General features: G+C 72.1%; 12 protein-coding genes. 5 read left to right on the top strand and 7 right to left on the bottom strand.

Annotation, left to right across the window (positions count from 1 at the left end; genetic code table 11):
- Positions 1–138: 138 nt before the first annotated feature.
- The 3 genes from IE239_RS13155 to IE239_RS13145 all read right to left on the bottom strand — a co-directional run bounded on the left by IE239_RS13155 (position 139) and on the right by IE239_RS13145 (position 3,358).
- Positions 139–780, bottom strand: a complete 642-nt coding sequence (locus IE239_RS13155; protein ID WP_190149447.1) for a PadR family transcriptional regulator — start codon at positions 778–780, stop codon at positions 139–141.
- Positions 781–929: 149 nt separating this feature from the next.
- Positions 930–2,390, bottom strand: coding sequence for an aldehyde dehydrogenase family protein (locus tag IE239_RS13150; protein WP_190149446.1), 1,461 nt, complete (start codon positions 2,388–2,390; stop codon positions 930–932).
- A gap of 131 nt (positions 2,391–2,521) precedes the next feature.
- On the bottom strand, positions 2,522–3,358 hold the full coding sequence (locus IE239_RS13145; RefSeq protein ID WP_491591139.1) for a Sco1979 family transcriptional regulator: 837 nt from the start codon (positions 3,356–3,358) through the stop codon (positions 2,522–2,524).
- A gap of 341 nt (positions 3,359–3,699) precedes the next feature.
- On the opposite strand from IE239_RS13145, the gene IE239_RS13140 reads away from it, so the two are divergent.
- Positions 3,700–4,206, top strand: a complete 507-nt coding sequence (locus tag IE239_RS13140) for an ATP-binding protein (protein WP_190149445.1) — start codon at positions 3,700–3,702, stop codon at positions 4,204–4,206.
- A 127-nt stretch (positions 4,207–4,333) separates the two neighbouring features.
- Here the strand turns inward: IE239_RS13140 and IE239_RS13135 are convergent, their stop codons facing one another.
- Positions 4,334–4,564, bottom strand: a complete 231-nt coding sequence (locus tag IE239_RS13135) for a DUF397 domain-containing protein (protein WP_190149510.1) — start codon at positions 4,562–4,564, stop codon at positions 4,334–4,336.
- 1,182 nt (positions 4,565–5,746) lie between these two features.
- On the opposite strand from IE239_RS13135, the gene IE239_RS13125 reads away from it, so the two are divergent.
- Together IE239_RS13125 and IE239_RS13120 are read left to right on the top strand one after the other, a co-directional pair.
- Positions 5,747–6,265 (top strand): hypothetical protein, encoded by a 519-nt coding sequence (locus IE239_RS13125; protein WP_190149444.1) that lies wholly within the window; start codon positions 5,747–5,749, stop codon positions 6,263–6,265.
- Between the two features lie 94 nt (positions 6,266–6,359).
- Positions 6,360–6,905, top strand: coding sequence for a DUF4232 domain-containing protein (locus tag IE239_RS13120; protein ID WP_190149443.1), 546 nt, complete (start codon positions 6,360–6,362; stop codon positions 6,903–6,905).
- Between the two features lie 33 nt (positions 6,906–6,938).
- Here IE239_RS13120 and IE239_RS13115 read toward each other — a convergent pair whose 3' ends face one another.
- Complete coding sequence (locus tag IE239_RS13115) at positions 6,939–8,075, bottom strand: DUF2786 domain-containing protein (protein ID WP_190149442.1); 1,137 nt, start codon at positions 8,073–8,075, stop codon at positions 6,939–6,941.
- 228 nt (positions 8,076–8,303) lie between these two features.
- On the opposite strand from IE239_RS13115, the gene IE239_RS13110 reads away from it, so the two are divergent.
- Complete coding sequence (locus IE239_RS13110) at positions 8,304–9,050, top strand: Clp protease N-terminal domain-containing protein (RefSeq protein WP_190149441.1); 747 nt, start codon at positions 8,304–8,306, stop codon at positions 9,048–9,050.
- Between the two features lie 38 nt (positions 9,051–9,088).
- The gene (locus IE239_RS13105) at positions 9,089–10,843 is read left to right on the top strand and encodes a bifunctional 3'-5' exonuclease/DNA polymerase (protein WP_190149440.1); all 1,755 of its coding nucleotides are present in this window, start codon (positions 9,089–9,091) and stop codon (positions 10,841–10,843) included.
- Here IE239_RS13105 and IE239_RS13100 read toward each other — a convergent pair whose 3' ends face one another.
- On the bottom strand, positions 10,844–10,984 hold the full coding sequence (locus IE239_RS13100; protein WP_190149439.1) for a hypothetical protein: 141 nt from the start codon (positions 10,982–10,984) through the stop codon (positions 10,844–10,846). It lies immediately after the preceding gene.
- Between the two features lie 118 nt (positions 10,985–11,102).
- Positions 11,103–11,648: a hypothetical protein gene (locus IE239_RS13095; RefSeq protein WP_190149438.1), complete on the bottom strand. Its 546-nt coding sequence runs from the start codon at positions 11,646–11,648 to the stop codon at positions 11,103–11,105.
- Positions 11,649–11,679: the final 31 nt, after the last annotated feature.

The following is an 11,679-nucleotide window of genomic DNA, read 5'->3' as shown; positions in this document are numbered from 1 at the left end:
GGCCGCACGGCCCAGGACCGGGACCTGGAGCCGAAGGCCGGGGGCCGGGGGCCGGGGGCCGGGAGCCGGGGCAAGGTCACACCGGTGAGGATTCGGTCGTCCATGCCGTTGCGGCCGGACACCTGGCGCGTCGACGTGTCAGCGAAGGTCTCCCGGATGCCGCTCGCCCGTGGCGTACGGGTTGTCCTCGCCCTCCCGCAGCACGCCGACGAACGGCTCGCCCTCCCCCGCGAAGGTGTACGCCCCGCCCTCGATGCGGGCGATCAGGCCGCGGGTCCACTCGGCCTCGCCGTCGGCCGTGTGGAGCCAGAGGTTCATGATCTCGCCGATGTGGCCCAACTGCTCCGGGCCCTCCTCGGGGACGTAGTGCGCGGTGACGGCGGAGCGCCACGCCTCGATGCCGCGGATGCGCTCCTCCAGCAGCGACACGGCCTCCGCGCGCGGGAGGTCGAGCATGAAGCCGATGGCCGCCGACTTCACGTCGGTCTTCTGGTCGTACGAGGTCAGCGCGTCGCGCAGCAGCCGGAAGTACTCCTCGGCGCCGGCCTCGGTGATCTCGTACTCGGTGCGCGGCGGGCCGCCCGCGGTGGACGGGGCCGTCTCGTGCTCACGCAGCAGTCCCTGCTTGGCCATCTGCTTCAGCGCGTGGTAGATCGAGCCCGGCTTGGCGTGGGACCACTCGTGGGCGCCCCAGTACTCGAGGTCGCCGCGCACCTGGTAGCCGTGGGCCCGCCCGTGCTGACGCACGGCTCCCAGAACGAGAAGACGGATCGCTGACATGCGCCCAGGTTAGGGCGTGGCGGGCGGACGCCCGCGGGCCACCGCCCCGGCCTCCCGCACCGGGCCGCCCCGGCCTCCCGCACCGGGCCGCCCCGGCCTTCCGCGCCGGGTGGTCGGCGCGCGACCCGCACGGCCCGGCCCGGCGCCGTTCAGAAGGGAAACGTGCTGCGGCCGTGCTGGACCGAGATCCACCTGGTGGTGGTGAAGGCCTCCAGGGTCGTCTCGCCGTTGAGGCGGCCGACACCGGAGTTCTTCTCGCCGCCGAAGGGCACGATCGGCTCGTCGTGCACGGTGGCGTCGTTGACGTGGAACATGCCGGTGACGATCTGCTTGGCGAAGGCCACCCCGCGCTCGACGTCGGCGGTGTGGACGGCGCCGCTCAGCCCGTACGGCGACTCGTTGACCAGGCGCACGGCCTCCTCCTCGCCGTCGAAGGTGTTCACGAACACGACGGGTCCGAAGACCTCCTGCCGGAGCAGCGCGGAGTCGGCGGGGAGGTCGGCCAGGACGGACGGCTCCACCAGGTTGCCCACCGTCGTACCGTGCACCAGCGCGTGCGCGCCCTCGCGGATCGCCTGCTCGACGACGCCGGACACGGCCTCCGCCTGCGAGGAGTTGATCACCGGGCCGATCGCGGTCTGCGGGTCGCGCGGATCGCCTGCCTTGAGGGTGCGCACCTTGGCGACGAACTTCTCGGTGAACTCGTCGGCGAGCGCACGGTCGACCAGGATCCGGTTGGCGGCCATGCAGACCTGGCCCTGGTGGACGAAGCGGCTGAACACGGCGGCGTCGACCGCGTAGTCGACGTCGGCGTCGTCCAGGACCACGAACGCGCTGTTGCCGCCGAGTTCGATGACGGTCCGCTTGAAGTGCGAGGCGGCGACCGTCGCGACATGGCGGCCGACCTTGTCGGAGCCGGTGAAGGAGATGACCCGCGGGACCGGGTGCTCCAGGAACGCGTCGCCGATCTCGGCGATGTCGGTCACGACGACGTTCAGCAGGCCCGGCGGCAGGCCGGCGTCCTCGAAGAGCTTGGCGATCACGGTGCCGCCGGAGACCGGGGTGCTCTGGTGCGGCTTCAGCACCACTGCGTTGCCGAGCGCGAGCGCCGGGGCGACGGACTTCAGCGACAGCAGGAAGGGCACGTTGAAGGGGCTGATCACACCGACCACGCCGACCGGCTCGCGGTAGACGCGGTTCTCCTTGCCGTCGATCGGCGAGGGCAGGATGCGGCCCTCGGGGCGCAGCGACAGGTGGATCGACTCGCGCAGGAACTCCTTGGCGAGGTGGAGTTCGAAGGCGGCCTTGCCGAAGGTGCCGCCGGCCTCGTCGACGAGGAGAGCGCTGATCTCCGCCTCGCGCTCCTCGACCAGGCGCAGCACCTTCTCGAAGACCGTGCGGCGGGCGTAGGCGTTGGTCGCTGCCCACTGCCTCTGGGCCCGGGCGGCGGCCCGGTACGCCTCGTCGACCTCCTCGGCCGTGGCTATGGTGATCGAGGCCAGCTTCTCGCCGTCATAGGGGTTGATGGTGATGATGTCCCAGGACCCGGTGCCCGGACGCCATGTGCCGTCGATGTACTGCTGGGCCAGGTCCGTGAAGTAAGGCGACATGTGATCCCTCAATCCCCTGCTGCGATCGGCTGCGATCGATCGCGGCCACGATCTGATCGCACGTCATCGTACGGCTGATACAGGGGAGTTGTCGGGAACTTCGGCGGGCCGTGGGCCCCGCGGAGGGATCCCTACGACAGCTGGATGAGGCCGCGCAGCAGGTCCCGGCTCTCGTCCGGTCCGGGGCTGTCCTGCTGGAGCTCCGCGAGGGCCTGCTCGTACTGGGCGACGTCCTCGCGTTTGTCCAGGTAGAGCGCGCTGGTGAGCTGTTCCAGATAGACGACGTCCTGCAGGTCGGACTCCGGGAAGCTCAGGATCGTGAACGCCCCCGACTCGCCGGAGTGCCCGCCGAGGCTGAACGGCACCACCTGCAGCCGCACGTTGGGGCGTTCGGAGATCTCGATCAGGTGCTGGAGCTGTCCGCGCATCACCTCGCGGTCGCCGTACGGCCGGCGCAGCGCCGCCTCGTCCAGCACGATGTGGACGTCGGGGGCGTTCTCGGCGACGAGGTACTTCTGCCGCTCCAGCCGCAGCGCCACGCGACGGTCGACGTCGGCCGCGGTCGCGTCCTTCATGCCGCGGCTGACGACCGCGTGGGCGTACGCCTCGGTCTGCAGCAGACCGTGCACGAACTGGACCTCGTACGCCCGGATCAGCGCGGCAGCGCCCTCCAGGCCGACGTAGGTGGGGAACCAGTTGGGCAGGACGTCCGAGTAACTGTGCCACCAGCCGGCCACGTTGGCCTCGCGGGCGAGGCCGACGAGCGACTGGCGCTCCGCGTCGTCCGTGATGCCGTACAGCGTGAGCAGGTCCTCCACGTCGCGGGTCTTGAAGCTCACCCGGCCCAGTTCCATTCGGCTGATCTTCGACTCCGACGCCCTGATCGAGTATCCGGCGGCCTCGCGCGTGATGCCGCGTGTCTCACGCAGCCGCCGTAGTTGCGAGCCGAGCAGCATCCGCCGCACCACCGATCCGGGCTCTCCCGCGCTCACGTTCGCCAGCCTCCCCAGCCGTCTTAGGGCCCGCAGTCTGCCACTAAAACACTTCGAGCAGTACTCGTCCGATTACAGAGATGGAAAGAAGCCAAAGGATACGCGCAGCGAGATGCGTGGGAAGGGTGAGGAGACAGCAAGGAAAGTGCCCTTGATGGGCGAGAAGTTGGCGGAAAAAATGGCCAAGAAGCGGTACGGGCGGGTCCATTTCGGTCATGTGCACGTGCATCTGCCCTTGCATCCACAGTGCGCATCAGAAACCATGGTCCCGCGCCACCGCTGCATCGCAACGACCGCGAATCCCGGGAGTGCCTCGCATGGGGACGAATGGATCGACCATGCTCCAGCCGTTACGGCAGGGCCTTCCGCCGCTCGATCCCGCGGCCGTGTCCGACGCCGCCTCCTGCGCTCTGCCCACCCGGTTCGAAGCGGTGCGCGAGGCACGGCAGTTCGCCAGGAGAACCCTCGGCCAGTGGGACGTGGGCGACAGGCTCGACGACGTCTGCCTGGTCGTCTCGGAACTGGTGACCAACGCGCTGAGACACGGGCTGTCCTCCGAGGACGTCCAGGTCGTACAGGATCACCGGCATGCGCCCGTGCGTCTGCACCTGATGCGGTGGACCGAACGGCTCGTCTGCGCGGTGCGCGACCCCAGCCCCGACAGCCCGCTGCCCCGGGAGGGCGAGGACTTCGCGGCCGAGTCGGGCCGCGGACTCTTCCTCGTGGACTCGTTCGCCGAGAGCTGGGGCTGGCATCCGCTCTCCGGCAGTCTGGGCGGCAAGGTCGTCTGGGCGCTGTTCCGGCTGCACACCCCCGCCGAATGACGAACCGCGGGGCGTGGTGAGGCACCGGCTCTACGCGCGTTGCTCCACAGCGGAGAGCCTGGGCCGCCACGGAGAAGCGCAGGAGACGGACAGGGGGGACGGGCGGCGGCGGTGACGTCGGACGCCGTCAGCTCGCGATGAGATGGTCGAACTCTCCGTCCTTGATGCCCAGCAGCATCGCCTCGATCTCGGCGCGCGTGTAGACGAGCGCGGGACCGTCGGGAAAACGCGAGTTGCGCACGGCCACGTCACCGCCCGGCAGGCGGGCGAACTCCACGCACGAACCCTGTGAGTTGCTGTGCCGGCTCTTCTGCCAGGCAACCCCGTACAGCTGTGTGGCCGTCATGCCGTTGTACATGTCGTGCCCCCCGTCAACGTGGTGGTCCACAGGTCGCTCCCTGGTGGTGCACTGGCTTGTGTGGCCATGGGTGCCGTTGTCAACTGTTCCGGATCATAACTCCGTTCACGTGCAGTTGCATGGGCATATGCACGTGCACGCGCGGTGCCTGAGTGGTTACAGCTTTGACGCCTGCTTTACCCGGCTCGTTCCCTTTCCCGGGCCCGTCATGGGCTCTCCGGGAAAGTCGTCCGGATCGAACCATGAGCATATGAGGAACAGACGCTCAGCACGCCGGTCCTGTTCCGTCGGCAGGAGAACGGATCGGCCGCGGGCACGCGAAGTCCGTCGCAGACGCCGGTACGGGGAGAAGCCGTTCCGGCGGACTCCCTGCATCCGCTCGGGGCCCCGGGCGGGCTCCCGCGGACCGAAGTCGGCGCCCTCCGCGGATCCGGGAAGCCCATCGGTCCGGGCGACCCCCTGCCCGTGACGTCCGGCGACGACGACCGCGTCCCCGCCCACGGCGAGGGAGTCGCGCGCGGGAGCGAGGTGAGGACGGCCGGGCGCATGAGCGACCGGTCGGCCGGTCGTCGGTCGGGGGGACGGGACGAACGGCTCCGGCGGGTGGACGTCAGGAGTGAATCTGCTCGCCTGTACCGAGGAGACGGCCTACGGGGACAGAGGGAGCACGCCTGCGCAGAACGGCGTCGTCCGGCGTGCCGAGAGTGGACGGGAGGGACGCGTACAGGACACGCCTGGGCGGGGACAGGCAGGTTCCTCCACGCGTCCGGGCCGGTGGGCGCTCCGGGCCGGACTCGGGGCGCAGCAGGGGTTGCGCGCCCGCCCCCGCGACGCCGAAGCGGCGCGGATCCGCAACGGGGAGCGGGTGGACGGGCGCCGCGTGGGTGCTTCCGCAGGTTCGGGCTGTCCCGGCCCGGTCTGCCCGAGCAGAGCCGCGCCGGACGGGTGCCCGGGGTGCGGGAGTCGTCCTGGTGGGTCACCGCCCGCCTCGGGGTTCCGCAAGGGCGTGCGGGCAGGTCGCCAGCCCCGGGCCGCGGTTCCGCCAGGATGCGCGGGCAGGTCGCCAGCCCGGTCCGGGGTTCTGTCAGGGCTTGCTGGTAACTTGCTGCGGACCCCCGGCCCCTGCGGTCCTCACGGCCGATGTCCGGGCCGGCCGGCTACAGCACAGCTTGGGAGCCAGCAGTGACTTCGGCGATCTTCTCGCGGGGCGCGTCCCGTCGGCCGGTGCGGGCCGCGGCGGCGGCCGCCGCGCTGGCGGGCGCGCTCGCGCTGACCGCGTGCAGCGACGGCGGCGGGTCCGACGGCTCCTCGGCCACGCCGTCCACGCCGGCGGCCGCGGACGCCGGCGGCGCGGGCGGTTCATCGGCGCCGGCGCCGGTCTCCGCTTCCGACGAACTGGAGGGAAGCTGGCTCGCCACGACGGGCGGCAAGGCAGTCGCCCTGATCGTGACCGGCAAGCAGGCCGCCCTCTTCGTGACCGGCGGGGCCGTGTGCAGCGGCACGGCGGGCGAGGAGGCGGGCATGCGGATGATCCACCTCAAGTGCAGCGTCGGCAAGGACGACCGGAAGACCGGCATGGTCGCCTCCGTCGACGCGAAGTCCCTCCAGGTGACCTGGTCGGGCGCGGCCGGCAAGGAGACGTTCACCAAGGCGCAGGGCGGCCAGTGGCCGTCGGGACTGCCCACGCCGGGCCTCGGGTAGCGAAGCGGTCACAGAAACGGGGGGCGCGCGAACTGCCGCCGCACGCGTGCGTGATGATCCATCGAGCATCGTCACGCGACCCTAGGAATCACTCATGCGCGCCGTTCCCCTCACCGTCACGGCCCTCGCCGCGGCACTGCTCCTCACCGCCTGCGGAGGCGGGGACGACAGCGACTCCGGCGGCGACGAGAGCAAGGCCACCGGCTCCGCCGCACCGGCCGGCGGCGCCTGTGCCGCCGACGGCCTCGGGCAGGAGGTCGGCCCCGTGGACGCCGCACCCGCCGCCGGTGACACCGGCAACGTCACCGTCACGCTGACCAACAAGGGTGCGCAGTGCACCCTCAAGGGCTTCCCCAAGGTGACGCTGCAGGCCGACGGCGCCGCCGCGACCGTGGCCGAGGACGGCGCCGCCGAGGCGCAGACGCTGACCCTCCCGGCGCAGGGGACCGCCTCCTTCACGATCACCTACGTGCGTGGCGAGAAGGGCGGCGACAAGAGCCTCGCCGTCAGCAAGGTGAAGTACGGCCTGCCGGGCGCCTCGTCCACCGTGAGCTTCGACTGGTCGTACGGCGACGTCGCGCTGAAGAGCAAGGACGTGCCGGACGCCACCGTGAGCGCCTTCACGCAGGCGGGCGACTGACCTGCACCGGAGCGGCCGGGGCAGCCGGGGGCGTCAGGGCAGCCGGGGGCGGGCCCGCATGCGGGCCCGGTCGGCGGCTTCGGCGCCCTCCGTCCAGCCCGCCTCGTCGGTGACCCCGCGCAGACGCGTGGACACGGTCTGCGGGAACATCCGGTCCGTCGCCGCGCCGACCGCGACCGCGCGCGTGGCGAGGACCGGCAGCAGATCGTCGTTCACCGCGGTCTCGGCGGCCGCCGCGATCTCGCCGAGGCGGGCGCCGATGCGATGGGCGTACGCGGCGAGGAAGGACTGCCGGAAGGTCTTGGTCCGCCTGCGCCCCCCGGCCCGCTGGCCCGCCTCCGCCTTCGCCATCGCGGACTGCGCCTGCACCAGCAACGAGGTGTAGAGCAGCTCGACGGTCTCCAGGTCGGCCTCGAATCCGACGACCGTGGAGAACGCGAAGGGCTCGTTCCACACCGCCCGGCAGTGGTTCGCGTCGGCGACCGCGTCGAGCAGCACCGCTTTCGCCTGCTCGTAGGGCGGCTCCACGCCGATCCGGCAGGCGCCGGGCGCGTCCGGGTCCGGAGCCCGGGCGTCGAGCAGCGCCTCGTCGACGCTGTGCCGGGCCATCAGCTCCTGCGCCTTCGCGGTGAGCGCCTCCGCCTCCTGCGGGAACCCGGTCGCCTCGGCCTTGGCGAGCAGCGCGCGGATACGGGTGAGCATGCGGGAGTGCGAGCCCGGGCGGGACTGCCGGTGCGGCTCGCGCTCCTGGAGGGGCTCGAGGGCGGGCAGGCGCAGCAGCAGACGGTACAGCTCCAGGACCGCCGTGACGTGCGAGAAGCGGTCGGTGGACGCCGGCGGCTCGGCGGGCAGCTCCGCCAGCTGGTCCGCCCAGCGCCGGCCGCGCGCCCGGTCGTCGCGCGCCTGAGCGCGGATCAGCGCCGTCACGAGGGCCAGATGGACGGCGTCCAGCTCGCGGCGCACGATCCGCACCGCGTCCGCGGGCTGCCAGCCCCGCCGCCAGAGCGCCGCGACGAACTCCACGCCCCGGCGCGTGAGTTCCGCGTCCGTCGCGGGGTCGGCGGCGAGGAGCGACGCACCCGTGTCGAGGGCGGTGTCGGCGCTGTCGTGGAGGGCGGCCCGGAAGGCGCGTTCGACGGTGTCGACCGGACTGCTGCTGGTGCTGCTCACCGGTCGATCGTGCCACGGGACCCGGACGGCTCCCGCGCGCGGGACGGCTGGAAGCGGCGTGAGGCCGAGCGGGGAGACGCCGGCGGGGCGATTGCCCGCGCGCGGGAGCGGCGGGGTGGCCTCAGGGCGGGCTGCGCGTGGGAAGGGGGCGGAGCGGGGCGGCTTTCACGCGGATCGGGGTGACAACCTCGGGTTGACACCCTTTTACTGTCAACCTAGGGTTGACGCATGACGAATCCACGCCCCGGCACCACTTCGTCCGTCCGTCTCGACGACCTCATCGACGCCATCAAGAAGGTCCACGACGAGCCGCTCGACCAGCTCCAGGACGCCGTCATCGCCGCCGACCACCTCGGTGACGTGGCGGACCACCTCATCGGCCACTTCGTCGACCAGGCCCGCCGTTCGGGCGCGTCCTGGACGGACATCGGCCGCAGCATGGGCGTCACCCGGCAGGCCGCTCAGAAGAGGTTCGTGCCGAAGGAGTCGGCCGGCGTCGACGCCCAGAACTTCGGCCGCTACACCCCCCGCGCACGCAACGTGGTCATGGCGGCCCACAGCGAGTCCAAGGCGTCCGGCAACGCCGAGGGGCTGCCCGCGCACCTGGTCCTCGGTCTGCTGGCCGAACCGGACGGCCTCGCCGCGAAGGCGGTCGTCCAGCAGGGCGTCACCCTGGACGCCGTCCGCGAGGCCGCGACCGCCGCGCTCCCGGCGGCCGTCGAGGAGCCGCCGGAGCTGGTCCCTTACGGCGCGGACGCCAAGAAGGTCCTCGAACTCACCTTCCGCGAGGCGCTCCGCCTCGGCCACCACCACGTGGGCACCGAACACCTCCTGCTGGCCCTGCTGGAGCACGAGAACGGCGAGGGCGTGCTCAGCGGCCTCGGCGTCGACAAGGCAGAGACCGAGAGGTTCGTGGCGAAGACCCTGGCCGAGCTGGTCGAGGCGCACGAGGACGAGGAACGGCCACAGGGCTGAGGAGGGCCGTTGTCAGACCCTCCTGCCACACTCGCGGCATGGCCGACCGGTGGGCGCTCGCTCCGGCCGAGGACGGTGGCGTGGAGCTCGCCCCCCTCGGCCCCGGCGGGCTGCCCGCCGGCCCGGTGCTGCGGGAGCCGGACCTCGTCCGCGCCGTGCGCGCGCGGCCCGGCGTCACCCGCTGGGTCTGGCGCTCCACGGCCGAGGTGTATCCGCCGCTGCTCGCCGCGGGGGTGCGGGTGGAGCGGTGCTACGACGTCGAGGACGCCGAGACCCTTCTGCTGGGCCACGAGGGCCGGTCGGGCGAGCCCCGTTCGGCGGCCGCCGCGCTGGCCCGGCTGCGCGGCGGCCCCGTGCCGCCGGATCCGCCGCCGCGCGCTGCCGTGCCCGGCGCGCAGTCGGCGCTGTTCGAGCCGCAGGCCGCCGCCCGGCTCCCCCTCGCCGACCTCCTCGCCGTCTACGCCGAGCAGCAGCGACGCCACGAGCGAGCGGCACACCCGGAGCGGATGCGGCTGCTGACGGCGGCCGAGTCGGCCGGCATGCTGGTGGCCGCCGAGATGAACCGGGCCGGGCTGCCCTGGAGCGCGCACGTACACCGCGCGGTCCTGCACGACCTGCTCGGCGACCGCTACGCGGGCCGCGGCGAGCCCCGTCGGCTGGCCGAGCTGGCCGACGAGGTGTCGGCCGCCTTCGGCCGCCGGGTCCGCCCCGACCTGCCCGCCGACGTCGTCAAGGCCTTCGCGCAGGCCGGGATCAGGGTCCGGTCGACCCGGCGCTGGGAGATCGAGTCCCTCGACCACCCGGCCGTGAAGCCGCTGATCGAGTACAAGAAGCTGTACCGCATCTGGGTGGCCCACGGCTGGTCCTGGCTGCAGGACTGGGTGCGCGACGGACGGTTCCGGCCGGAGTTCCTCGCACACGGCACGGTCACCGGCCGCTGGGTGACCAACGGCGGAGGCGCTCTGCAGATCCCCAAGGTCATCCGACGCGCCGTGGTCGCCGATCCCGGCTGGCGGCTCGTCGTCGCCGACGCCGACCAGATGGAGCCCCGCGTGCTGGCGGCGATCTCCCGCGACCCGGGGCTGATGGAGGTCGCCGGCCGGGAGAGCGACCTCTACCAGGCCGTCTCCGACCGCGCCTTCTCCGGCGACCGCGGCCAGGCCAAACTCGCCGTCCTCGGGGCGGTCTACGGACAGACCTCGGGGGACGGCCTGAAGAACCTCGCGGCACTGCGCCGCCGCTTCCCGCGCGCGGTGGCCTACGTCGACGAGGCGGCCAAGGCCGGCGAGGAGGGCCGGCTCGTGCGGACCTGGCTGGGCCGGACCTGCCCGCCGGCGGCCCGAAGCGGCGACGGCGGATCGGAGGAGGCCGGCATCCCGCTGCCCGAGGACGACGCCGACGGCCCCGGGGCGGGGCAGGCGCGGAGGAGGCCGCGAGGCTACGGCGACGGTGACGGTGAGGGCGACGGACAGGAATGGGTGCCGGGGTACGCCTCGACCGACGCCCGCGCGCGGGGACGCTTCGCCCGCAACTTCGTCGTCCAGGGCAGCGCCGCCGACTGGGCGCTGCTGCTGCTCGCCGCGTTGCGGCAGGCCTGTGCGGGGATGGCCGCCGAGCTGGTCTTCTTCCAGCACGACGAGGTGATCGTGCACTGTCCCGAGGAAGAGGCCGAGAAGGTCGCCGCCGCGATCCGCGAGGCGTCCGACCTGGCCGGACGGCTCACGTTCGGGAAGACGCCGGTGCGGTTCCCGTTCACCACGGCGGTGGTGGAGTGCTATGCCGACGCGAAGTAGTCACACCCGGCCCGCGAGCAGTTCCCTGAGCTCCCCCACGACCGCCTTCGCGTCCGTCCCGTCCAGCGCGTCGAGCGCCGACCGCCACTCCTCGTGCGCCCGCTCCCCGGCTCGCCGGGCCACCCGCCCCTCGGACGACATGCCCCTCGGACGACCGTCGGTTCGAACGGCCTGCCCCCGGTCGGACGACCGGCGGACCCGACCAGCCGACGGACCCGACCAGCCGACGGCCTCGGACGACAGGCGGACTCAGCTCAGCTCAACACTCTGTGATGTCGTCCATGCAATCCTGTACGTCCTCAGCTCCTACGGTGTTGAGTCGCCAGCTGATGATGCCTTCGGTCTCGCCACTCGCTGGTCTGATCTGAGCGGTGATGGGAGCGCCGGCCGGGATGTCGAGTTGGTCCGCTTCGCGGTCACCGCACTCCACGTCCCATTCGTTCGCCACGTCGCCCCGTATCAGCTTCAGCGTGAGCGTGTGCGTTGCGGGAGTCTGGCAGGCGATGTCGAACGTGTAGGGCCTTTTGCCCTGCATGGTGAACGTCCTGTCCAGGCCCTTCGCCAAGGTTGTCGTGTCTGAGTCCTGGCGAGCAGCGGTCTCGGGTTCGACTGCGTTCAGAGCGCGTGTGGCGCGCTGCATCGCCGCTTCTGCGTCTTCTTTGCCGTCCCATGTGGCGGGTTGTGACGCGGATATCGTCTTTTCTTTTGCGGAATCGGGCGGTTCCTGCTTCCGCTCCGTACAGGAGCTGGTGAGAGCTGCAGCGGAGAGGACGAGGGTGAAGACGAGGGGGCGGTGTGCGCGCATGGAGCTCCAGTCGGGTAGATCCCCAGGCTCG

Source organism: Streptomyces humidus (assembly GCF_014649655.1).
In the GTDB taxonomy this organism is placed as follows: Bacteria; Actinomycetota; Actinomycetes; order Streptomycetales; family Streptomycetaceae; genus Streptomyces; species Streptomyces humidus.
This window is presented reverse-complemented; position numbering and strand designations above follow the sequence as displayed.

Coding starts and splice junctions, on each gene's coding strand:
- IE239_RS13155 (WP_190149447.1), bottom strand. CDS start 780: ATGTCAGCGATCCGTCTTCTCGTTCTGGGAGCCGTGCGTCAGCACGGG.
- IE239_RS13150 (WP_190149446.1), bottom strand. CDS start 2,390: ATGTCGCCTTACTTCACGGACCTGGCCCAGCAGTACATCGACGGCACA.
- IE239_RS13140 (WP_190149445.1), top strand. CDS start 3,700: ATGGGGACGAATGGATCGACCATGCTCCAGCCGTTACGGCAGGGCCTT.
- IE239_RS13135 (WP_190149510.1), bottom strand. CDS start 4,564: ATGTACAACGGCATGACGGCCACACAGCTGTACGGGGTTGCCTGGCAG.
- IE239_RS13120 (WP_190149443.1), top strand. CDS start 6,360: ATGCGCGCCGTTCCCCTCACCGTCACGGCCCTCGCCGCGGCACTGCTC.
- IE239_RS13110 (WP_190149441.1), top strand. CDS start 8,304: ATGACGAATCCACGCCCCGGCACCACTTCGTCCGTCCGTCTCGACGAC.
- IE239_RS13105 (WP_190149440.1), top strand. CDS start 9,089: ATGGCCGACCGGTGGGCGCTCGCTCCGGCCGAGGACGGTGGCGTGGAG.
- IE239_RS13100 (WP_190149439.1), bottom strand. CDS start 10,984: ATGTCGTCCGAGGGGCGGGTGGCCCGGCGAGCCGGGGAGCGGGCGCAC.
- IE239_RS13095 (WP_190149438.1), bottom strand. CDS start 11,648: ATGCGCGCACACCGCCCCCTCGTCTTCACCCTCGTCCTCTCCGCTGCA.